General features: G+C 68.8%; 19 protein-coding genes and 6 pseudogenes. 18 read left to right on the forward strand and 7 right to left on the reverse strand.

Annotation, left to right across the window (positions count from 1 at the left end):
* Positions 1-56: 56 nt before the first annotated feature.
* The 3 genes and pseudogenes from ACZ7MY_RS37310 to ACZ7MY_RS37320 form a co-directional block, all read left to right on the forward strand.
* A pseudogene (locus tag ACZ7MY_RS37310) lies at positions 57-284 on the forward strand (helix-turn-helix domain-containing protein); the annotation flags it as partial.
* A gap of 611 nt (positions 285-895) precedes the next feature.
* Positions 896-1,195, forward strand: a complete 300-nt coding sequence (locus tag ACZ7MY_RS37315; protein ID WP_499609335.1) for a transposase — start codon at positions 896-898, stop codon at positions 1,193-1,195.
* Positions 1,192-1,665 carry an IS3 family transposase gene (locus ACZ7MY_RS37320; RefSeq protein WP_499609220.1) on the forward strand — a complete coding sequence of 158 codons (474 nt, stop codon included), beginning with the start codon at positions 1,192-1,194 and terminating at the stop codon, positions 1,663-1,665. The genes ACZ7MY_RS37315 and ACZ7MY_RS37320 overlap by 4 nt, the downstream gene beginning before the upstream one ends.
* A 403-nt stretch (positions 1,666-2,068) precedes the next feature.
* Here the strand turns inward: ACZ7MY_RS37320 and ACZ7MY_RS37325 are convergent, their stop codons facing one another.
* A complete protein-coding gene (locus ACZ7MY_RS37325; protein ID WP_499609223.1) occupies positions 2,069-2,740 on the reverse strand; it encodes a hypothetical protein in 672 nt (223 codons plus the stop codon).
* 679 nt (positions 2,741-3,419) lie between these two features.
* Between ACZ7MY_RS37325 and ACZ7MY_RS37330 the strand changes: the two are divergent.
* The 5 genes and pseudogenes from ACZ7MY_RS37330 to ACZ7MY_RS37350 all read left to right on the forward strand — a co-directional run.
* Positions 3,420-4,292 (forward strand): annotated as a pseudogene (locus ACZ7MY_RS37330) (MFS transporter); the annotation flags it as partial.
* Between the two features lie 268 nt (positions 4,293-4,560).
* Positions 4,561-5,664, forward strand: coding sequence for a GNAT family N-acetyltransferase (locus ACZ7MY_RS37335; protein WP_499609226.1), 1,104 nt, complete (start codon positions 4,561-4,563; stop codon positions 5,662-5,664).
* 39 nt (positions 5,665-5,703) lie between these two features.
* Positions 5,704-6,525, forward strand: a complete 822-nt coding sequence (locus ACZ7MY_RS37340; RefSeq protein ID WP_499609229.1) for an ATP-grasp domain-containing protein — start codon at positions 5,704-5,706, stop codon at positions 6,523-6,525.
* On the forward strand, positions 6,491-7,213 hold the full coding sequence (locus tag ACZ7MY_RS37345; protein WP_499609232.1) for a GNAT family N-acetyltransferase: 723 nt from the start codon (positions 6,491-6,493) through the stop codon (positions 7,211-7,213). The genes ACZ7MY_RS37340 and ACZ7MY_RS37345 overlap by 35 nt, the downstream gene beginning before the upstream one ends.
* A 151-nt stretch (positions 7,214-7,364) precedes the next feature.
* Positions 7,365-7,793: a hypothetical protein gene (locus ACZ7MY_RS37350; protein ID WP_499609234.1), complete on the forward strand. Its 429-nt coding sequence runs from the start codon at positions 7,365-7,367 to the stop codon at positions 7,791-7,793.
* Positions 7,794-7,896: 103 nt separating this feature from the next.
* Here the strand turns inward: ACZ7MY_RS37350 and ACZ7MY_RS37355 are convergent, their stop codons facing one another.
* Entirely contained in the window at positions 7,897-8,475 is a 579-nt protein-coding gene (locus ACZ7MY_RS37355) for a DUF6300 family protein (protein WP_499609237.1), read from the reverse strand.
* 399 nt (positions 8,476-8,874) lie between these two features.
* Positions 8,875-9,981 (reverse strand): hypothetical protein, encoded by a 1,107-nt coding sequence (locus ACZ7MY_RS37360; protein WP_499609240.1) that lies wholly within the window; start codon positions 9,979-9,981, stop codon positions 8,875-8,877.
* 181 nt (positions 9,982-10,162) lie between these two features.
* Between ACZ7MY_RS37360 and ACZ7MY_RS37365 the strand changes: the two are divergent.
* Positions 10,163-10,402, forward strand: a pseudogene (locus tag ACZ7MY_RS37365) (DUF6225 family protein); the annotation flags it as partial.
* 28 nt (positions 10,403-10,430) lie between these two features.
* Here ACZ7MY_RS37365 and ACZ7MY_RS37370 read toward each other — a convergent pair.
* Positions 10,431-11,276 carry a hypothetical protein gene (locus ACZ7MY_RS37370; RefSeq protein WP_499609243.1) on the reverse strand — a complete coding sequence of 282 codons (846 nt, stop codon included), beginning with the start codon at positions 11,274-11,276 and terminating at the stop codon, positions 10,431-10,433.
* Positions 11,277-11,374: 98 nt separating this feature from the next.
* On the opposite strand from ACZ7MY_RS37370, the gene ACZ7MY_RS37375 reads away from it, so the two are divergent.
* From ACZ7MY_RS37375 to ACZ7MY_RS37400, 6 genes and pseudogenes are all read left to right on the forward strand, one after another.
* A complete protein-coding gene (locus ACZ7MY_RS37375; RefSeq protein ID WP_499609245.1) occupies positions 11,375-12,253 on the forward strand; it encodes an ALF repeat-containing protein in 879 nt (292 codons plus the stop codon).
* A 297-nt stretch (positions 12,254-12,550) separates the two neighbouring features.
* A pseudogene (locus ACZ7MY_RS37380) lies at positions 12,551-12,907 on the forward strand (polymorphic toxin-type HINT domain-containing protein); the annotation flags it as partial.
* 96 nt (positions 12,908-13,003) lie between these two features.
* Positions 13,004-13,399: a DddA-like double-stranded DNA deaminase toxin gene (locus ACZ7MY_RS37385; RefSeq protein ID WP_499609247.1), complete on the forward strand. Its 396-nt coding sequence runs from the start codon at positions 13,004-13,006 to the stop codon at positions 13,397-13,399.
* Positions 13,400-13,401: 2 nt separating this feature from the next.
* Positions 13,402-13,899 (forward strand): Imm1 family immunity protein, encoded by a 498-nt coding sequence (locus ACZ7MY_RS37390; protein ID WP_499609338.1) that lies wholly within the window; start codon positions 13,402-13,404, stop codon positions 13,897-13,899.
* A gap of 907 nt (positions 13,900-14,806) precedes the next feature.
* Positions 14,807-15,904: an AbiJ-related protein gene (locus ACZ7MY_RS37395; RefSeq protein WP_499609250.1), complete on the forward strand. Its 1,098-nt coding sequence runs from the start codon at positions 14,807-14,809 to the stop codon at positions 15,902-15,904.
* Positions 15,905-16,080: 176 nt separating this feature from the next.
* Positions 16,081-16,311 carry a hypothetical protein gene (locus ACZ7MY_RS37400; protein WP_326581589.1) on the forward strand — a complete coding sequence of 77 codons (231 nt, stop codon included), beginning with the start codon at positions 16,081-16,083 and terminating at the stop codon, positions 16,309-16,311.
* 32 nt (positions 16,312-16,343) lie between these two features.
* On the opposite strand, the gene ACZ7MY_RS37405 is transcribed toward ACZ7MY_RS37400, so the two are convergent.
* Positions 16,344-16,913 carry a hypothetical protein gene (locus ACZ7MY_RS37405; RefSeq protein ID WP_499609252.1) on the reverse strand — a complete coding sequence of 190 codons (570 nt, stop codon included), beginning with the start codon at positions 16,911-16,913 and terminating at the stop codon, positions 16,344-16,346.
* 262 nt (positions 16,914-17,175) lie between these two features.
* On the opposite strand from ACZ7MY_RS37405, the gene ACZ7MY_RS37410 reads away from it, so the two are divergent.
* From ACZ7MY_RS37410 to ACZ7MY_RS37420, 3 genes and pseudogenes are all read left to right on the forward strand, one after another.
* Positions 17,176-17,679, forward strand: coding sequence for a DUF6262 family protein (locus ACZ7MY_RS37410; protein ID WP_499609255.1), 504 nt, complete (start codon positions 17,176-17,178; stop codon positions 17,677-17,679).
* Positions 17,631-18,116, forward strand: a pseudogene (locus ACZ7MY_RS37415) (IS5 family transposase); the annotation flags it as partial. The gene ACZ7MY_RS37410 and the pseudogene ACZ7MY_RS37415, both read left to right, overlap by 49 nt.
* Positions 18,117-19,250: 1,134 nt before the next feature.
* Positions 19,251-19,784 carry a hypothetical protein gene (locus ACZ7MY_RS37420; RefSeq protein WP_499609257.1) on the forward strand — a complete coding sequence of 178 codons (534 nt, stop codon included), beginning with the start codon at positions 19,251-19,253 and terminating at the stop codon, positions 19,782-19,784.
* 453 nt (positions 19,785-20,237) lie between these two features.
* Here ACZ7MY_RS37420 and ACZ7MY_RS37425 read toward each other — a convergent pair whose 3' ends face one another.
* Positions 20,238-20,789 (reverse strand): barstar family protein, encoded by a 552-nt coding sequence (locus ACZ7MY_RS37425; protein WP_499609259.1) that lies wholly within the window; start codon positions 20,787-20,789, stop codon positions 20,238-20,240.
* 841 nt (positions 20,790-21,630) lie between these two features.
* Positions 21,631-22,068 (reverse strand): annotated as a pseudogene (locus ACZ7MY_RS37430) (transposase family protein); the annotation flags it as partial.
* Positions 22,069-22,090 lie beyond the last annotated feature (22 nt).

Genomic DNA, 22,090 nt, shown 5'->3' on the forward strand with positions numbered 1-22,090 from the left:
AGGGGCGGGGCCGGGGCCCAGGTGCTGACAGGTAATCGTCGCGGTACACCACGGTCATGAGGTACGCGCAGGGTGGTGGGCTGACTGCCGAGCGGAGGGCATTTCGCGAGCAGATCTGTTTGGACGCGGGTGAGATGTTCGCGGCCGGTAGCGACAACGCCGAGGTGGCGAAGGTGCTACGGGTGCATGTGCGCTCGGTACAGCGCTGGCGGCGCGAGTGGGCCGAGCGGGGTGAAGCGGGCCTGGTCTCGAAGGGGCCGGCGTCCTTGCCCAAGCTCAGTGACGAAGAAGTGCTCCGGTTCGGCTGCGGCTCGCTGGGCGCGGCCTGGAATGCCGCCTACTACGCCGGGTACGGGGTCGCCCCGCGCGGCGCCATGTTGTTTTTCGGGATCTTCATGGCAGTGACGTTCTGGCGGGCCCACCGAGAACGACTCTGACGTCTCGCGAGCTCTACGGGGCCGTCGCGTGCACGGTCACCCTCGCCACCTCTGGCCGTGATCAGTAAGCCGTGCCATCATCGGCCGGTGCCTGGTCACTCGACTGGTTCGGTCCTCTTCGCTCTCGTCGCCGTCGCCGTCGCCTCCCTCGCCTTGGCCGTCCGCGACTCCGCCCAACGCCAGTGGGCCCGTGCTGCTCGGGACGCCTGTGGCGGTCTGGGCTTTGCATGCATCAGCGCTGGCAACGAGGGCTATCGGGCGTCGGTTTCGGCGTCACTGTGTTCCTCGGGGTCTCGTTCGTGATCGCGCTGCTGATGCGGCCCTCCCAGAAGGCAAGGCCCTAACTTCCACGGGCGGGTGTGTCCAGCCAAGGTCTTACAAGATTTGGGCCTTGACCCCTGATCTTGGACACACGAGACACTGGATCCTGAGGATCTGAGAACGGACATCTCGTGGTCATGAAGAACTATCCGCCGCAGTGCAAGGCGGACGCGGTCGCGCTGTACCAGTCGCGGCCCGAGGCGACGATCCGGCAGGTTGCCGCCGATCTGGGGATCAATCCCGAGACCCTGCGGAACTGGGTCCGGGCGGCCGGAGCGAGCCGGCCGCGAGGGCGCCGCGCGGAAGTACCGGCCGAGCCGCCGACGCCGCTGGAGGCGGAGAACGCCGCCTTGCGCAAGAAGGTCCGCGAGTTGGAGGAGGAACGCGAGATCGTGCGGAAGGCGGCCAAGTATTTCGCCGGGGAGACGCGCTGGTGAACCGCTTCCAGTTCGTCGCCGACCACCAGCGCCGCTACGGCGTGAAGCGGCTGTGCGCCATCCTCGGCATCGCCCGCTCCAGCTACTACTACTGGCGCGCGACGGCCGCGGACCGGGCCGCCCGCCAGGTGGCCGACGCCCGCCTCGCTGCCCGGATACGAATCGTGCGCCGTGCATCGGACGGCACCTATGGTGTCCTCAGGATCACCGCCGAGCTCCGTGAGGAGGGCGAGCGGATCAACCACAAGCGGATCGCGCGGGTGATGCGGACCATCAATCTCGCGGGAGTGCGGCTTCGTCGCAGGCACCGCACCACGATCGCGGACCCGGCCGCGACGAAGGCCCCGGACCTGATCGGCCGCGACTTCACCGCCGCGGTGGTGAACGCGAAGTACGTCGGCGACATCACCTATCTCTCCCTGGAGGAAGGAAAGTTCCTCTACCTGGCGACCGTCATCGACCTTGCCTGACGTGCAAACAGAGAGGGGTGTGGTCACGACGATGCCGCACTGTTCCCGGTGACGGTTCGGGCAGCGCGATCCGAGCGGCTTCCAGCGAGACGCCCTTCCAACAGCGCAACGGCGGCGGACCAGCCACGATGCGGTGCACGCGGGTTTGTCCGGCTCCCTTCGTCCCGGGGCCCACGAAGGCGATGCCGATATGGCTCATGAGCGGTCGCCGCACGAAGGGAACCAGGCTCCGCTTGGCCGCGGCGCGCCCTGATGACACCCCTGGGCCGCCCGGGCCCAGCACCAGCCGGTACAGGGTCCGCAACGTTCCGGTATGCCGCCGAGCCTTGTCGGCAGGGAGCTTCCGCTCCTGTGGCGGGGCGGACAGCTCAGCGCTCGCCGTCGCTGCAGGAGCGGGTCGTGCTCAGGAAGCGTCCAGATCCACACCCGCGAGCTGGGGCATCGCCCGAAGAAAATCAGGGATACTGCGGAGTTCATCCAGCCGCTGCTCGTACGACTCGACACGCTGCCCGCAGTCCGCGGCAAGGTCGGTCAGCGGGCTCAGCAGATCCGTACGCGAGGCGACGATGATCGAGTCGTAGTTGCCGAGATCGGAGCCGATCGTGAGGTCGAGGAAGATCCCGTCGTCTTCGAGGACGTCGCCTAGGGACGGGCGTACTGGGCCCCGCAACGCGGCGGTGAGGCGCTCGAGGCGTTCGGCGCCTGGGGGAATGGCGAACACGGTGATCTGCGATGAGGCGTCGAAGAGCACGGCGTGCAGCGCGGACACCAGGTCCCGCGGGGTCGCCAGCGGGAACAGGCCCGCGCGACTGGCGTTCTCCACCTGCCACGCGGTGGGCTGAGGGCGGATCGTGAGCGCGGAGCGCCCGGGAACGAAGCCGTTGTCCCGCGACTGGGCGGTCAGTTGCTCGGCGTCGACGTCGTACTCCCAATCCACCATGATCGGCTCGCGTCCCAGCGTCTGTGTGGCGTCGTCGCGGTAGTACGTCGGAATCGCATAGCGGGCCAGCCCGTCTGTGAGGCGCCAGATCAGACCCACGTAGACGGCGACTTCCTCCATGTTGTTGTTGTTCACCGCCCATTCGGAGAACGGTGTCTGTCTCTGCGGCCATTCTCTGAACAGCCCTGGCCAGTGCCTGGACACAGGTATGTCGTCGCCCGGGAGGTAGTGGAAGATGTGGATGCCGTGGCGTGGGACGGCCTCGAACCGGATGGGATGCACGACGACAACCTAGCCGTCACCCATCGCAGAAGGCCCGCGCATTTCACCCCTTCGCTGGGGAGGGCGCCTCTTTGACAGGAGTCCGTGCGGACATCGGTGAAGGCGACGGCCTCCACTCGGCACGATCGATGCCGGCAACGCGGAACTGGGGGGCGTTGCTTGTGGCGGGACGCGGGCGTCGAATGCCGTGCCGGGCCCTGGTACCGGGCGGCGGGCGTTGCGCCGGGCGGCCCGTGGCCTGACCAGGCTCACCGCCAGGGCGGCACATTGGGCTCCGCCCCGCCTCTGCTTCGCCGACCTGAAGGACGTCGATCCCGGTGACCTGCACCCGCACCCGCCAGCCCGCCGCTTCCGTGCCGGTAGCGGTCTGAGAGCGGCGGTCATGGCGCACAACGCAATGGCGACCGCCGCCCCGAGGGCGCATCGCGCGAGGAGGTGGAGTCCGGTGGTGGCCCGGGTGCACGCTCTGCGGGCGTGCGATGGGCTGGCCACGTAGGTCGCGGCGTACGTGACGCCGGTCGTGGTGTACCAGGTGACCGGCTCCACGGCCTGGGCGGGCATCGTCTTCGTCGCCGAGTGGCTGCCGCGACTGCTGGCGATCGGCGTCGGCGGCCCGCTGGGCGACCGGGTACCGGCCCGCACCGTGATGCTGGTCGCCGCGCTCGCCCGCGGCGGCCTGATCGCGGCTGGCATGGCCGCGTACGCGGCCGGGGCAGGGCAATTGGCGATCGCTGCGGTCGGTGTCGGCTGCGGCGTGGCCGCCGAGGTCACCTACCTCGCAGCGGAGTCACTGGGCGCCACGGTGGCAACCGGCCCCCGCGCCGCAGGCGTTCAGGCCACACAGATCGCCATCGACCAGGGCGCCATCCTGACCGGCCCGCTCCTGGGCGGCGCCCTGCTGCTCGGCCCGCAGTACGGCCCCGGCCTGATCGCGATGCTGTCGCTGACGGCCGCCGCCCTGGCCCACACCGTCGCCGCCCGCCCCCACCCCGTCTCCCAGGAGTCGCAGCCCATGGCCGAGACGGACAGCCGGGGCCTGCACGGCGGGGCCGCCGCGCTGAAGGCGCTACCGGCGCTGGCATGGCTGCTGGCCACGCTGGCCAGCATGAACCTGATGGCCGCGCTGCTGCAGGCGGCCACCCCGGTGATCGTGACCAACTTCGGGCACTCCCAGGCGGCCACCGGCGCGGTGTGGACGGCCAGCGCCGCCGCCGTACTGCTGGCGGCCGCCGCCTGCGCCTGCCTACTCAAGCGGATCCGCTTGAGCAGCCTCGCGATCGCCGCCGCGGCCGGGGGCGCGGCGGCCGCCGCCGCCGCCGGACTCGCCCCGTCCTGCCTCGCCTACGCCGCCGCCCTGGCAGGCCTCGCCGCGTGCGAGGGCATCGCCATGGTCGCGCTACGCACCGCCCGAGCCCGCCTGCTGCCGCCCCGCGTGTTCGCCTCGGCCGTCGCGCTGATGGTCCTGGTGCTGATCGCGCCCATGCCCCTGGGCGGCGCCGTCCTCGCCCTCGTACCCGCCTACCAGCTGGGCACGGCACTGATCACCGTCGCGGTGCTCCACGCCACGGTCACTGCCTGCGCCGCCCGCCGCCTGCGCCGCCACCGCCAGGTCCTCGACCTCCCCCAACCCGCCCAGCCGCCCGCCCCCGAGCCTGAACTCGTCAGAGTCCGAAGTGACCGTCACCACCACCCGCCCCGCACCGCGCACCACCCACGACACCACCGGCACCTGGTACGCCCACGCCGCCGACGCCCCGCCCACCACGCCCGGCCGCCACATCTCCACCAGCCGCGCCTGGGAATCCGCGTGGGAGCAGGTGACCACCGAACCGGTCATCGCCCACCGCCACCTGCACCTGACCGACGGCACCGGCCCCGGCGACCTCGTCTCCTACTACCTGGTCAAAGACTCGCCGTACTGGGCCGCCGTCGAGCGGGACGCCGCCACCGGCCCGGTCTTCAACGCGCCCGTGGTGTACGCCGGCACGCCCTACGGCGAGTACGGCGGCGCCGGGTCGGCCAGCGCGGACACCATCCGGTACGCGGTCAGCGCCGGGGTGGACCTGGCCCGCGAGTGGGGCGCGCAGGCACTGGTCGTGCCCGGCCTGACCACCGACCTCGCCCACCGGTGGACCGCCGCCTGCCGCCCGGACGCCGACCTGTTCTTCGACCTCGCCCACATCGGGCCCGTCCACGGTTCCCTCGACGGGTTCCTGGAGTCCGTGCCGTCGGCCAAGCACGCCAGGGAGATGCGCCGCCAGCGACGGCGCGGCATCGAGCAGGGCCTGACGTTCCGCCGCCTGCACGGCAGGGACATGCTGCCTCTGCTGCCGCGGTTCACCGACCTCGCGGAGGCCGCCGCCGTCAAGAACGGCGGCTCCCTGTACGGCGTCGACATCTTCACCGCGGTCGCCGGCATCCCCGGCGCCGTGCTGCTGGCCGCCGCACACGACGGCGACCTCGTCGGCGGCTTCCTGTCCTTCCACTACCGGGACTGTCTGTATTTGTGGGCCGCAGGCATCAACTACACCCGGCTGCGGACCCTGCACACCTACACCGGCCTGATGCTCGCCTCGGTGGACCTGGCGGCCGACCTCGGCGCCACCACCATCGACGCCGGCCGGGCCAACTACCGCTACAAGCGCAGCCTCGGCCTGTCGGCGGTGGCGCTGCGCACGCTCGCCTACTTCCCCGCCCGCGACGCTTCCACCGCCCGCGCCCTGCACGCGATGGGCCACGCCATGGAGACCTGCGCCGGGCTCCGCCCCACCGCCTGACCCACCACCCGAACCGATCCGCGAAAAGGACCGACCATCGTGCGCATCCTGATCATCAACCGGTGGGACGACGAACTCTCCGACTTCGGCCGCGTCATCGATCACGACCTCCACCAGGTCGCCTACGTCACCGTCCCCAGCCACCAGCCGATGATCCCGGCCAACGCCGCCGGGACTGTCGTGCTGGACTCCCTCAGCGACACGGCGGCGGTCGAGCGGGCCGCCGACTACCTGCGCACCCGCATGGGCGGTGTCGACCGCATCCTGTCCATGTCCGAGTACGACCTGCTCACCGGCGCCGCGCTCCGGGAACGCTGGAATGTCCCCGGTCCCCGGGTCGCCGACATCACCCCGTTCCGCGACAAGGCCGCCGCCAAGACCCGGCTGGCCGCCGCGGGTCTGGCCGCGCCGCGCTTCGAGCCGGTCACGACGATCGCCGACGTCACCGCCTTCGCCCGCCGCTGCAACGCCGGTGTGATGGTCAAGCCCCGCGACGGCGCCGGCAGAAAGCCCGCAGGGCGGTCCGTGGACTCAAGGGTGTGCACCGTCTGCCGGGACGCGTCATGCCCAGGCCGCGGGCGTTCCGCCGGCCTCCCTCCATCGCGCCGCTCCCGGTACAGCGGCCGGGTGGCCGGAGCAGCCTTACCGGCCGTGCCAGAGCTGGCGGAGGTGTGCGATGTCGGCTTCGAGGACGTCGCGCAGGGCGTCGGGGTCAGCGGGTACGTCCAAGCCCCGCACCAAAACGCCCCCCGGGCAGCACCTACTCGTCGACGCCGCTGGTTAATTGCCAGGGCAGCAGCTTGCTTCGGCTGGCAGGATCGGCGCCATGTTGATGGATGCGTTAGTGGACCGAGCCCGTGAGCTCTGGGAAGACCTGGCTCAGGTGCCGGTGTCGTTCGCCCCGCCGGGCGGTGTGAACGTCGTGGTCTCCCCCCGGTCCCGGCTGTGCCCGGTGGGCTGGGTCGGGGTGGTGGCTCTGGGCGGATCAGCGATCGTGACCGCACCGAGCGATAGTGCCGCCGTGATCGTTCGTGACGCACTCGGCAACCTGCCGCTGGAGGCAGCCGTGGACATCGCCGCGGTCCGGGAGGTCCTTCCGGTGGCTCGGGTGCTCGGGCCAGCGGCGCTGTCCTATGCGTCCCCAGCCAGTTTCCGGCCGGTGGAAGCTGGCGCGTTGACGGTGGAACAACTGCCAGCCGATCACCCGGATTTGCGGATCCTGGAGCAGGGGGTTGGGCAGGAGGACGCTGACGAGGCTGCTCTGGACGAGATCACGTCGCCCACGTTCGTGGTTCGCGAGCTTAACCAGGTGGTTGCTGCTGCGGGATATCTGACCTGGCCGAGACGAACGGCCCAGATCAGCGTACTGACGGCGCCAGAAGCGCGAGGGCGAGGACTGGCACGAGTGACGGGCTCAGCTGCGGTCGCTCATGCCCTTGCCGCCGGCCTGCTGCCGCAGTGGCGCGCGCGCCCTCCCGCCTCCCGACGTGTTGCGGCCGCATTGGGCTTCGAGGAACTGGGCTCCCAACTCAGCATCAAGATCGCTTAAGAGGGGCGATGCCGTCCGATGGCGGTGTTCTGCGGCGCCGCCCACGGTTCGGAGAAAGCGGCCCAGTTCGCGCCAGTCGCCCGGTCTACGGCGGACCTCCGACCTCCGCCCACCTATTGCGCCGAGCACAATTTTTTGCGATGGTCGCATTATGGATGTGATTGGTGACATCGCAGCGATCCGTCATCCGCTGCCGCGGCCGCAGGACGTCACGCCGCCAGAACTGTTCCCTGATGCGCTGGAGCAGGCCGAACGGGCGCGCGCGCAGGAGGCGGTGGGTCTGGAGGCGGCCACCGACGGCTTGGAGGCCGATCCGCTGCTGGTGGCGTTGAGCGACGCCCGCGCACGGCGGCGGGCCGCCGAGGCGGAGATCCGCCGACTGCTGGCCTACGGGCGGGCGTTCCACGGCAGCCGCCCCTACAAGCTGGAGGTTCTGGCCGAGGCGTCCGGCATGACCCCCTCCGGAGTGCGCACGGCGTTCGGTGAGGCCGAGGTCGACTTCGTGACCGAGCAGGTCGGCCGGAGCCCCGATGCTCGCACGGCGCGCCGCTCCAAGGACGGTGCCACCGGCGGGCGATGAGCGACCGGGCCCCTGTGCCGGAGTGGGCCGACGACCGGTAGCGGGAGGTTGCGTGGCCGTCGCGCCCGGCGTTTCGGCCCGGCTGTGGCGGGGGCCGCGTCGGTCAGTCGCCGTGCTCGCGTTCGTGGGCCTCCTCGGCGGACAGGCGGTCGAAGGTGTCACGGAGGCGCTGTTCGGCTTCGGGGGAGAGCGGGCCAGGAGGGGTCACGCGCGGTGGCATGTGCCGCGGGTCGCCGAAGACGGCGGGGCCGTCCGGGGCCGAAGCGGCGGCCAGGTCGCCCGACAGGGCCCGGATGCGTTCTTGCAGGCGGCGGCGTTCGTCCGGTGCGGCATGCTCGATCCGGGTGCGCAGCAGGTCGCGTTCGCGGCTGAGGCGGGTGATGTCGTCCTCGTCCGGGGGTGCCGCCAGGACCCAGCCGTGGACGGCCATGGCTTCTTTCTGCCAGGTGATCAGCAGGCGCGCGCCTTCCTCGAACCGTGCGGGGTCGTGTCCGCCGCCGGCGGCGAACCAAGCCAGCAGAACGTCGGCGGCTTCCTTGCCGGCGTCGCAGGCCCGGCACAGCTCGAGGTGGATCGGCTGCCCCTGGTCGTCCTGCTGCGGCATGTCCACGCTGATCGTCAGCGGGCCGTGGCAGCGTGAGCAGGGCGGCAGGTCGCCAGAAGTATGGATCCGGGCCTTCACGCGTACCCCCTTGGTCGGCTCAGGCTGCCATCCAAGGCCTGCGCTGCGAGCGGGTCAACCGGTTCGCCCGGACTTGATCCGAACCGGGGATTGCGCGCCCCGGCCGGGACCCACCGCACCCGGCCAGCGGCTCGTCCGTACCCGGCGCCCCGGTCACGACATCGGCAGGGCTATCAGTGCGACGTGACGGGCCGTGTCCGTCGTGATGACCACCGCCTGCCGGGAGACTGCTCCCACCTCAAGAGAGCAGGAGTGGCATGACCGAGACCGCCCAGATCTACACCCATACCGTCCAGGCATGGACTGGCATTGTTCACGAGAACGGACAGCAGATGTTCACCACTCCGGGAGGCACCTCTGTCCGGCGCCGTTCGATTCCGGCACCTTTGGGTCAGTCCGCTAGAAGAGCCCGGCGCGCATGTGCTGGGTGAGGTTTTCGAGGATCCCGCGCAACCACGGACAACGAACGGTCGGCAACCGAACCAGGGTATGCTGAAAGGCGCCCGGATCGGCCCGGAACAAGTACCGAGGGCGCGGTGCGGGCGGATCGTCGCGGAGGACGCCGTCGGGCATGCCGCCCGACGCGGGAAGCGGCAGGTGCGGCTTGGGGAAGGCCAGCCACAACCACACCCCGAACGGCAGAGGCACCTGGTAGGCCGAGGTCCCCGGGCCGGCCGGGGTCCACATCTGTCCGGTCTGCGGATGGGTCGGCACCAGGACGATGTCCGCGTCCTCGTCGACGGCGGGCTGCCCTGGTCCGGCCAGAACGGCGCGCCGTGCCCGCGGCCCGGCAGGCAGCAGAGCATCGAGAGCGCGTTGGAACACTTCCTTGCTCAGACCGTCCGGGACGGTCACCCGCTGGCCTCGCGAGGCTGCCAGCAGGTGGGCAAGTGCCCGGCCGACCGCGGCCTCCCACCGTGGGCTCCACGACCAGAAGTGGTTTGACCCGAGCCGCGGCCCCCATGTGGCGATCGGCTCGAACGGAGGCGTGGCCTCGCCCTCCTCCAAAAGTGCTGCCCAGGTAAGTGGGACGAAGTCGGCGCCGCCGACGGTCAGGCGGCGCACCGCGTCGGGCGCGAGCCGCACCGCCTGCCAGAGTGAGCAGTCGTCGATTCGGCTTGCCACGGGCAGGCCGCATCGCTCGCAGGCCATGTTGGGGCCGTCTGCGCCGTCGAGGCCGCAACAGTAGCCGCCGGCCCGCTCCGGGATCAGTACGGTGGCGCGGGCGTCGCCGGGCGCGATGACGATCGAGCCGGGGGCGCCGTCGGAGAGGGCATACACCGGCGCGTAGATGCCGCGAGCCACCGCCTCATCCGGATGGATCTCCTCCCACCTCCGCCACGGCGGCCCCCAGGGCTCTGGGTCCACGGCGAACGTGCCCGACTCCATGAGCAGCGGGAGCTGAAGCCCGTTCCCGTACTTCTGATGAGCGTGTGCGGGCAGGGCGACTCGGGACAGAGGGGTAGTCAGCTCCGTGCCGCATCCCCCACACACGAAAACGAACAAATGCCCTCCGCTACAGAATCAGGAGGCATCGTCGCAGCTCCGTGGCAGACCGGCCAACGTGTTTTGAATCTACCGCGAGGCCGAAGCGCAACCCGCGACGTCGAGCATCACCGTTCCAATCCATGACAGGCCCGGACGCCTCCCGAAGTGGTGAACATCTGCTGTCCGTTCTCATCAACAAAACCAATGGACGGTTGGCCGGCTGCGCGAGGCGCTGGCGGCGTACTCCGACGACATGCCGCTGCACATCGCGGTGCCCGACGACCCCGCGCCCCATCCGGCGCAGACCGTCGACGACCGCTACGTCGTCACGGGCGTGGCGACCGGCACGCGCGAAGTGGGTACTGCCGGCGAACCGGCGGACGACTACGTCACCATCGACGCGGACTTCCCCAGTGGCCGGTACGAGCAAGACCTGTGACCGCCACGCTCTGGTAGTCGTCTGCTGCTCAGCGCCGTCGCGCAGGGGACGAGTGGGGCTGTGCCGCACGCGCGGTCTGCTGGTGCGCCCGGCCCCGCTCGGGCACCGGCCGCGCGGGGGCAGCTGAGCGTTGGGCGATGCCGTGCAGGAGCCGGTCCTCGGCGGCGCGGATGTCGCTCTCGCGCCCCGCAAACGGGGAGGGGCCAGGGTCGTGGGGTGACTGGCCTGGGCGGAGCTCGCCGAGCATGTCGTAGCGGGCCAGGTAGGCGGGTGAGGCGTTCTGCCAGAACTCGGAGGCGATGGCTGCGTTCACCGGCGGGGTGAAGGCGGCGCGGTGCGTGACCCTGGGACGGCTGGGGGACCGCCACGACATGCCCGCGATGCGCACCTCGATGCCCAGGGAGCCGACCAAGCCGATCCAGGTGGATTTCACCTCGTGCTGCGGCAGCCCCGCCCGGGGCAGCGGCAGCAGATGGAACGTCACGTGGGTCACCGGGTCCGTGGTCAGGTCGACAGCGTCTTCGCGGGCGAGGTCCTGGTAGGCGGCATGCTCGGTGGTGTGCCAGGCGGCACCGGCGGGCAGGTTACCGTGCCCGATCCGGCGCAACAGAGCCTCGGCACGCGTCGCTGGGTCGCGGCCACTGTCGTGCACGCGCCGGTACAGCCCCGGCGGCAGCAGGACCCGCATCCCTCCGTACAACTGCCTCGCGGCCGGGTCCGGGCCCTGACGAGTGGGCTCGCGGACGCGATCGACAAAGCAGCCGGCCTCCTCCTCCAGCCGCTCCCCGTACCGGTACTCCGCGCCGCGATGGCCGTCCAGCCCGGCCAGAGCGTTGTGTCGTGCGTTCCGCGCGCGCTGCGCGGCGACCTCCACGGTGTTGAAATACTCCGCCCAGTCTTCGAACGCGACATTGTGGATGTTGCGCTCTGGTGCCGGATCCCGGTACCGGTCCCACCAGATAGCGCCGGCCTGTGTTCGCCCGCCGTGGTCGATCCAGGCGCAACGCCGCCAAGGCGGCACTGGCCGACGGGAACGGCACGACCCTCGCAAAGTTCCTGCGCATCGGCCAGTACGGCGAGCGACTGTCCGACGAACGAGTCATCACCGCCCACCTCGCCGAGACCGGCGGCGCCGAACTCCAGGCCGCCGCAAAAATCGCCCTCGCCGGCCCGCCAGAGCTGATCCACGAGTTCGTCAGCACCGGCCAGTACACGGCCCAGCGCAAGGACGACCTCACCACCACTCACATCCACCAGGTCCAACGGCTCCTCGCCGAAGGCTCCCTGATCGCCGCCCGAGCACAGGAGAACGCCTGGTACGCCGCCGAAGCCTCAGGAACGGCACAAAACGCTGCCGAGGAAGCAGCAGCATCAGCCGAGGCAAAGAAATCGGCCGATCAGGCCAAGCAGTACGCGGAAGACGCCAAGGCATCAGCGGACGCCGCCACCCAAAGCGCCGCCGACGCAGCAGCATCAGCGACCACCGCACGCAACGCAGCCAACGCAGCCGCACAGGATGCCACCGCAGCCGAGAACTCCGCCGCCGACGCCGAATTCTCCGCTTCCTACGCCCGCTCCTCAGCGCAGATAGCAGAGAACGCCGCCACTCAGGCCCGGGAATCGGCCATTTCCGCCGGCAAGAGCGCCGCCGAGGCAGAAGCAGAAGCTAAGCAAGCCTGGACAGCGACGCACGACCTTGCCGAGCAAGAGAAAGAGGAGGCCTTCCAGCAAGCGCGGGACGGAAGCGAAGCGGACGGCTTCAGCTGGGTCTGCCTCGACGTCCTGTATGGGGTCGATAAAACTTTCTTTCCGTTCAACCTTAACACGAGCATCTGCGACGGGGGGCGATAGAGGGCGCCTACACGCTGGCGAAGGACCCTCAGACCTGGGTAACGATCGGCTGGGAACTGTCGGGTCTCGCCGACACCGAGCGGTGCATCGACAACCCCACCGCGCTGGACTGCACGATGGCAGTCGCCGGCGTCGTTCCCTGGGGCAAGTTGAAATACGCCGCGAAGCTAGGCAAGGGAATCGAATTCCTCAAGGCCGGCCGAGCCGCCCGCTTGGCCACCGCCTGCCTGACAAAAGCAGCGAACAGCTTCCCAGCCGGCACCAAGGTCCTCATGGCCGACGGGGGCAGGCAGCCCCATCGAGCAAGTCAACACGGCCGACCTCGTCATAGCCGCCGACCCCATCACCGGAATAACCGGTCCCCGGCGCGTCACCAACACCATCCACACCCCCGACGACCGCAACTTCACTGACGTCACTCTCACCGACGGTTCCACGCTCACCTCAACCAGCCACCACCCCTACTGGTCCGAGCGTGACCGAACCTGGAAGTACGCCGGTGATCTCGAGCCCGGCGACACCCTGCGCACTTCGCACGGTGCCACCGCCGCTATCGCGAATACTCGCGACTGGCAGGGCCTCCAGGGCGCCTACAACCTCACCGTCGACGACCTACACACCTACTTCGTCTCCACCGGCTCCACGTACGTCCTCGTCCACAACGCGGATTCCACGGATTCCTGCGAGTGGGTTCTCCCTATTCTCAAGAGCCTGCCAAAGTGGATTGACGACCTAGCGGATGAAAAGACGGTGGGGGAACTGCTGGACCCTAAGGGAAAACCGATACCGGGTTTCCCGAAAGAGCTGAAGCGAATCTCCAGCGGTGAGGTCATTTGGGATAAAGGCGGCGTAAAGCATGACGATCCATTGTGGGTGGAGGCCGAAAGGCTGATCCGCGGCAAGCCCGAGTTTCCTGTAAAACCCGGATTGAAGTCATACAGTCCAAGTTCCCACGTGGAGACCAAGTGTGCGGTTTGGATGACGGAGAATAGGGTGACGGATGTCGCCGTCGTCATCAATAACAACAAGGGCGTCTGTACTGGGTCTAAGAACTGTGCAGCGGCAATCCAATACATCCTGCCACGCAATTCGAAGCTCACGGTGTACTATCCTGGCGGCAAGGTAGTACTCTGGGGTGGAGCGTGAACATGGCGGCCCGAGCAGCAACCATCAAAGTTTTCGGAAAAACGCCTGTATATCTAGGAACTGCCGGCGAACTGCAAAAATACCTCGATGGGCTCTTCGATGAAGACAGGAAGGAAGGTTGGACGAACCGTGAATTTCAGGTTCTCGTAGACGGAAACGAAAATGTCGACAACTCACTTACGGTGGGCGTTGACTATAGCTCTGGATACGGCGGGCTCATTTGGTATTGCACCGGCGGGGTTGAGGAACGGGTTACCGCCGCCATGGGTGCCGACATAGCGGGATATGTATGGGTATCCTGGAATCCGAACCCTCCACAAGTCGACCCGCAAATTGTGAGTGAACCAGGGTGCCCAAGCTTTTTTAACCGAGTCAGCGCCATCCCTTTGAGGGAAGCTCGCGCTGCAGTGGCGGAGTACTATCGGGAAGGTTCAGGATTCCGGCCGACCGCAGTTCAGTGGGTTACGGGAGGCTTCACCGGTGAGCTTCTCGAGGAATAGTCCGGCAACCTAATTCCTGGCGATCGAATGCTGCGGGACCCGCCTAACGGGGCGGGTCCCGCTTACCGGATGTGTGGTAAGTGTGCTGAACTGTCGCCAGACAGGGATCATGTGCGGTTTCGCTCAGGTCTTCGATCTGATTCTCTTGCCGTGGGAAGCCAACGGTCAGCCGCAGCCCCACCACCAGCAGACGACCGGCATGGCGGCGTGGAAACCAAATTCTCCGCCCGCCCTCCCCGGGGGGACAGGGCAGCAGAGCCGTTCTGCATGGCTCATGGCTGGCCCGACAGGGAAAGGCCAGCCGCGGAGCGTTTCTGAGGCTGCCTCCACGCGCCGTGGGGTGTGGCATCGCGGGCTGAAGGTGGGACGATCGGCTGTCCCGGACCGCGCAGCGGACCCCACCGGCGCCACACCCGCGCTGCGCCCGGGTGGAAGTCGCCAGGCGTGTACGCCCCAAGGGGCGGTGACCCGCTCTGGAACAAGGAGAGGGTCTGGCTCATCATCGTGTGATGGCTGAGCAGATGGATCTGCCGCGGTTGCGGACCCTGATCGAGGGCGTCCTGGGCACGCTGTACCAGAGCTACCGGCACCAGGACCTGCCGGAGCTGTGCGAACGCCTCCACCTTCCGCCGCCGCCAGCCAACGATGACGGCGGCCCCACCAAGCACCAGCGTTTGACGGCCGGCTTGCAGGCCTGCCCGGGCGGCCGTCTGCCCCAGGTCGCCGAGGCCGTACTGGACAGCGAGACGCTGCGCACGGTCGAACGTCATGCTCTGCAGGACGTGGTGTGGTTCGGACGGCACCACGTCGAGGTCCCCGGCCGTACCCGGCGCGAGCTGGCCAAGGACCTCGACCTATCCCACTACCGGGAATACCCGGACCGCTTCCTCGCCATGCTGGGCCGGCTATGGATCTCGGGGACGACTGGCTGGGGGAGTGTGGCACTCCTACGGTCAGCCTGCGCGACGAGATTACGCGCCACGTCATCAGATTCCGAGACGACTGGAGCGCGGAAGACCTCTTCGAGTGCCTCGGCGCGTTCGAGGCCCCCCACCCCCGGTTCGGGCGCTTCCTCGAGGGATTGGCCTCAGCCGCGGTCCTGCCCGACGAGCACGCGCAGCGCCGCTTCGTGGACCTGGCCAACGAGCACCTGCAGCCGGTGGGCGCAGTCCTGCGCCAGGAAGGCGAAGCCGACGGCTACCCCGTTTTCTCCCTGGTGCAGCCCGGGCGTGGCACCGGCCGTCGTCCGCGCAACCTGATCTTCGCCAGCCGGGGAAAGCCCGACATCCGTTTTATCAGCGCTCTCGACAACGACATCGAGATCGCCGAACGCGCCGACAAGGTCCTGGTCTATGACACGCCCGTCGGTAAGGAAGGGCTGCTCTGGCGCGACCTGCTGTCCTGGTGGCAGGCCGCCCGAGGCACCACCGACCCAGGAGAGGCGAGCCGGGGTCTGTACGAGCGGATGAGGGCGTCCCTGCCTCCCACATCCCCGGGACAGCGTCACCTGTTCTGGCTGTACCACCATCTGTACAAGGACGTCTTGCACGAGGTGCCCGCGCTCCTGCCGGAGATATGGATGCACTGGGACCACAAGACCGTACGCGAACGCGGCGAGAACGCCCTGCAGAACCTGCGGATGGACTTCCTCATGCTGCTGCCGGGTGGCAGACGCGTGGTGCTGGAGGTCGACGGCAGCGAGCACTTCACCCGCGATGGCGGAGCTGTACCGGACAGCGGGAAGTACGCCGCGACCATGGCCGGCGACCGCGACCTGAAGTTCCGGGGCTACGAGGTGTTCCGCTTCGGCCACGACGAACTGCGCGACCGCGACCGCGCACGCCCGGTGGCCGCCGACTTCTTCCGCCAACTGCTGAACCGTCCCCCCCCCCGGCGACCACTCCTGAAAAGGCCGCGTGGTCCCGTACTCGGCCCCGTCAGCAGGTGTCGGGAGCGTGGGGCGGGGCCCCAAGGGGGGAGATGGGGCCCCGCCGACGCACACTGAACGTGACGGTTACGGGAGTGCGCACCGTCAACACCGAAGCCGACGTAGCCCCGCCATCTGAAGGCGCGGCACTGCGGTGCTGACCTCCACTCCAACGGCGGTCGCCACCACTGCGGCAGGCGCCAGCCGCTCGCCCCAGCGAGCACTGCTCATCGTTGTGCGGCACGCTGGAAGTCATGGAAGGCGCACGGTTTGTGGTGCACGGCCTGTCACCGAGGGGCGGCCGGCTGGTGACGATGCACCACGAGGGCCGGATGGAGGACGACTACGTCGGCACCGCGTTCTCCGACCACGACCTGCTGCTGATTCTGCGGTCTGCCGGCCTGCCGGAGCCGGGCCTGGTGGTCGACGACCCGCGCTGGGTGGAATGGCGAGGTGCCGCCGCGCACCGGTGGGGGACCGGCTGAGGAAACCCTGCGCCTCTAGCCGGGCTCTCAGCTCAGACCTCCAGCGAGAGGTCCTCATACGGTTCGTGGGCGGGGACCTCCCAGGCGCGCCGCCGGTCCTCATCGCCAGTCAGCGCGACGATCCGGTGGACCGGAACCGTCATCTCCGGGTGACCGCCGGTCGGCGCGAAGCCGAGCAGGCCGGAGTCGGCGACGAAGGACATCACCGCCCCGTACAGGCGGTGCAACGAAGTGTCGGGCCGCGGTCCGCACTCCACGTCCAGGCACAGCATCCAGTCCTTCATCCAGTGGATCGGCAGCTCCGCGAGCTCCGCAGCCGCCGCCCCCCGGGCCGGTTCGTCGTCGGGTACCCAGCTGTACCGGCCGACGACCAGCGCGTTGTACACCTCGGTCGACCCCGGCTGCATTTGCGACCACCCGCGCACCGCACGCCGGGAGCCGCGCCGCGCGGCCCGGGCCTTGACCACCAGCGGCGAAACCTGCGCCCCCGCGCCGTCGCGGGCGGCGTCGGCCGGCAGGTAGGGGTAGGCGCGGCGCAGCAACGCCAGCACCTCCTGTTCACCAGGCTCGCTCGCGCCCGGCGCGATGGCAGGGCCAGTCACGATCCGACCGTCCTGGTCGCGGGTGTGCTCGCCCGCGTGCCGGGCCGCGAACTGAGGCACCGCCAGCACCACGGCGTGATCAGGCTCCTGCCCGTAGCCGCAGCGGCGCCCACCCAGCGGCACAACGGGCCCGTGCTGCTCGTACTGCGCCAGGTAGGCCGGGGGCCCAGATCGAAGAAGCCAGCACCGTGCTCCGCAAAGCCCGAGCGGCAGACACCCACACGCTCCTGCCCCTCACCGCGGTTCGCAAAGGGGAGCCTCGGTGAACCCCCGCGGCAACCCCGCTCCCCTCGCCGAAGCCAGACGTCGCGACAGCCTCGACAAACGCGCCCGCGTCCTGACCGCCATCACCGCTCTCGAAAAGGAAGGACAGCCGGTCACCTTCGCCGCCGTCGCCCGAACCGCCAGCGTCTCCTCCTGGCTCACCTACGCCCCCGGCGTGCGCGAGCACATCGAAGCCGCCCAACTCCGCCAAGCCCGCATCACCACCACCCCGGCCCAGCCAGGAAACCCGCCCACCCTCACCAGCCTGCGAGCGGAACTCGAACTCGCCCGCCAAGAGATCAAGGAGCTCCGCACGGAACGCGACCGGCTCCGCGACGCCCTACGCCACCAGCTAGGACTTGTCCTGTCAAAAGGGGCCGAGCATGCAGAACACCAGGGCGAAACAGCGTGGCAGAGCCTGCATGCCCGCCTGGTGGAGGTGGTGCAGGAAGTGAGGGCCTGGGCCGCTCGCGGGGCGGGTTCACCAGCAAAATTCACGTGAGCGCCGACGGCCGATGCCGCCCACTGTCCCTGATCGTCACACCGGGACAACGGGCGGACTGCACCCAGTTCAAGCAGGTAATGGAGAAGATCCGGGTTCCCAAGATCGGTCTGGGCAGGCCCCGCAAGAAGCCCGACAGCCTTGCGGCGGACAAGGCCTACAGCAACGGAATCATCCGCGCCTACCTGAGACGCCGCTGTATCCGGCACACCATCCCGGAGAAGACCGACACCCAGGCCGCCCGCCGACGCAAAGGCTCACATGGGGGACGGCCACCCGGCTTCGACGAACAGCGCTACAAGAAGCGCAACACCATCGAACGGGCCATCAACCGGCTGAAGCAGCACCGGGCCGTGGCAACTCGCTATGACAAGCGCGGCTACGTCTACCTCGGCACCGCCACCGCAGCAGCCCTCGTCATCTGGCTCCGCACATGATGAGAGTGGAAGTTCGTCAAGACCATGCGTCAGCCGGACGCTGATGTCCACACGGTACTGAGGCACCGTTCCTGTCGACGACCTCCGAGGCGTTGGCAGAGTTCACCCACACCGTTATGCCCTGCGCATGCACAACCACGTTAAATGGCGACTCCTCGGGGTCCTGCTCAGTGACTACGGTGAACTCCTCGCCCGGCCGCATCCAGTGATCCGTGCCCCACGGCTCCACCCAGAGGCACAACATGCTGACGGTCTCGTTGCTCACGCTCGTCTTCGACACAGCGGCACCCTACCGAGGCATGATCGACCGGACAGCCCCTAGGCCGGCAACTCGACGCTCTCCACAGCCCCGACCTGGCCGCCAAAGCCGACGAACTGGCGCGTCAAAACGTGCACCTCACCAGCCAGCTCCAACAGGCCTCAGCAGCGCAGACCGCAGCCGAGGTACGCATAACCTCCCTGGAGGAAGACCTGGCCGCCACTCGTACCAGCCTCCGCAGAATGATCCGCGACGAGAACCTGAAATGACTCATCACGACCAGCGCCTGCAGCTCACGTGCCGCTGGCGCCCGGCCTTCTACCGCTGCGGCCGGAGCCACCGCACCCTGGCTAACCGGGACAACCACCCGCTGGTGCTCGGGCTCGAAAGCCGGATCAAGTTTTCGTGGACTACGCTCGCCCGGGCTCCTTCCGGTGGTGAGGGGCGGCGGCGGGGGAACGGCGGAGGCGTGGGCGTGGAGCGCGGGGATGTCACGCGGGACGACGGCGGGTGGGTGGGCCTGTCCTTGGATGTACAGGACCGCTTCGAGCCGGGACTGTGCGTGTTCAGTGCGGGGCAGCGGCTGCTGGTCTCCCAGCTGTCGCGGCCCGTGCTGCTCGCCGTTGTCGACGAACACCTTCAGGGCGTGGACTTCTGGCGCACTGACGAGTACCACTCCTTCGTTCCGCCGTTGCGCGCCGATGTGGGGCGCGCCCTGGCGGGCAGCCCGGACCGGTGGGCTCACCGCTTTGCCCAGTACCTGATCGATTCGGCGGGCAGCCCGCTGCACGAGGGCCGGTGGCTGTTCTCGTGCGAAAGTCCGCTTCGGCGCTGGCGCCACGCCGACGCTTCGCATGCCGAGTACTGGGGCTCCAATGCTCGTCGACGGTCATCCGAACGGATACATCGACTGGTTTGTCCACAATCGTTCGTGGGAGATCCTTCCGCTGCGACCGATGCCCGATGCCGACGACAGCCGGGTCAAGGCCTACCGCAAGCAGGCCCGTGAAGGGACGCTTCCGCCCGTCCTGTTGTGGTGGGTCAGTGGCCTTGACTGCCATCTGATCCTGGACGGCCACGCGCGGCTCGCGGCGGCGATCGCCGAGTCCGTCGAGCCTCCACTGCTGCAGTTGCACCGCACGGTGCCGGGCGATGACCGCGCCGCGCGCATCAACGAGGCCGTGCAGTTCTATGAGAACGAACTGGCGCGCTTCGCCGGACTCCGCGCCATTCACGGCCTCACCGTCCCGGACGGCGCCACCACCGCCGGTCCACAGCTCGTCCGTCTCCTCCACGACCTGGACACCGCGGAACAGCCGACCTGGGCCTGGCCCCTGCCTGGCGGGGAGGACCAGTGGTGTCACATCGCACGCGAAGAGACAGCCGGCCAGGAATGGCCTGCGACCTGAAAGAGCGTTGTGTCCCGGCAGGGCCACCGTGCTCTGCCTCGGCAGGCCTCTGCGATACGGTCGAATCGTAAGGCGGCGGTCCGCTGTGCGGTCAGGCCAGACCTTAGTGCCTACCATGTAGCGGTAGATCGGGCAGGCTCTGCAAGAGGGCCCGCACCTCATCTTTGGATGCGCCGACGCGCGTTTCGAAGTCTCGTTCGTCGCCAGTCTCAAGCGCTTCCATCATGAGCGATACGACGAGAAAAAACTCCCGCCTGGCCATCGTCGCCACGACCTGCGCACCTCGATCTTCCACCTGCATGAACGGTCCTCTCATCCCGGATGCCCGTAGCTCTTATGAGCGAAGATCCATCCTGCCGGAAACGCCTGAAGAACACGGCTCGGGGCGTCGACCGTGCAGTGACGGCAGTCACCGTTGGAGACGACGGGACGCAGTCGCAGTACGGCTTCCGCTCATCGGAGGACGACTGTGACGCCGCGCCGTTGGAGAAGTTGCACGATGTCCTCGAAGTAGGAGAGCTGGCCCTGCGGATCCTCGACGACGTCTGCAAGGGCGCGGCGGGCGACCTCGGAATGGTGCCAGACCAGGGTGAAGGGCGGGGCCACGCCGAATCCACCACCCAGGCAGTCGTTGAAGGCGTTCCATTCCCGGCCGAAGTAGCGGCCGGGCCCGAGCAGCGCTTCGGCTATCGCGCAGTGCAGCCCGGGTTCGTCGGTGATGAACCGGCCGTCGAGGTGGTGCTCACCGCCCAACTGATCCGGCCGGCGCGCGGGTACCCGCCAGGCGGTGGTGAGGTCCAGCCAAGCAGCCCGGCCCTGCGAGTCGTACGGCGCCCACATGTTGGGCTCTGCCGGCGCGTCCTGGTACCACTTTTCCCAGATCGGACGGGCCGTCGGCGATGGCCGATCGTCTCCACCATCGGTGAGGGCGATGTCGACGAGTGTGCCGCCGAGTACGGACGGGCGGGCCCCGGTGATGGCCAGGCCCACGGTGCAGGAGGCCATGGCTGCCCCATGGCGGTCCAGCACCAGAAGATTGGCCCAGTTCCGCTCCCGGCGCGCGTGGTCGCCGCAGCGCCGCGAGCAGGGGCTCAGCAGGCTCGCAGCCGATCAGCTCCATGGGGACGGGAGCGGGGTCTGCTCTCGGCTTGAACAGCCCGTCCACGGCGGAGCAGCACCCGAGGCTTGCGTCAGCGACCGTCGTTCCCGCGAAGAGCTCGAAGCGCGGCGCCGCGGGCACTTCGAAGAAGCTCTCCTCGTTCCTGACGCCGGCGCCGACCACGATGTCGTACAGCGACGGGTCGGCCGGGTGAGGCTGATGGGCCACCACGACCGCATCGACCAGAGTCCACCACTGCACGGGCCGCTCGTCATCCCAGACCTCGACGCACACATCGCCAAGACCCCGCGGCGCGACCTCGGGATCGGTCATGACGTTGCCCAAGGGGCCGGCGGGGCGGCACCCGCGGACATGGAGGACTTCTCGCGGCGGCGGAACCGGATCGACGAACAACCCTTCGACGCCCGCGCACTTCCCCCAGAACTGTTCCACGCCGTCTTCGTCCTCCCGAACCAGGAGGTACTTCACCGGAAAATCATGGCTCCACCCAGTGTGATCTGCGACGCGCACCCGGCCCCCGAACATGTGAACAGCTTTTGTGCCTACGATACGGACCTTCCCGGGCCTGGGGTGGACGGAGGACGGGTCCTTGCCTGGGCATGTCTCGCTGTCGGCGCCCGGACCACGTGCGCCGCAGGCCACCAGGTAGTAGTCCCGGCGCCCCTGAGCGGAAGTTGTCTTTCGGGCACCGACGGTGCTGCTCATCCGTGTGCCCAGGAGCCCCACCCAGTTCGACGTGGATTCGCGGGTGAGCCGTCGGCTCATGAGGTTGACCATGGCTGCCTTGATCATGGCTTCGCAGCGGTGGGGGTGGTCTCGTAGTCGCGGGCCAGGCGGCGGTGGTGCATGAGCCAGCCGAAGGTCCGCTCGACGACCCGGCGTTGCGGACTATGGAGCCCTTCTGGGCGGGTCGTGACGGGTGACCTCGACGTCGATGTCAAAGGTGGCGCCGGGGTCGATTGGCCCTGGTTCGGTAGCCGGTGTCGGCTCACGCCTTCGTAACGCCAGGTGGCCGGCGCAGATGCTCGAGAGCACCTCGGATGCCGCCGGCGTTACCGGACACTGGCGGCGGTGACCAGCACGGTCGGGAGGATTGCCGAGGCGCCGACGCCGATATGGTGTTGCGATCTTCTTGTCCGCGTCGATGCCCAGGCCGGCCGCGGGCCCGGGGAGCCAGGTCCGGCCT

The sequence above is a fragment of the Streptomyces sp. NPDC111520 genome, assembly GCF_055635295.1.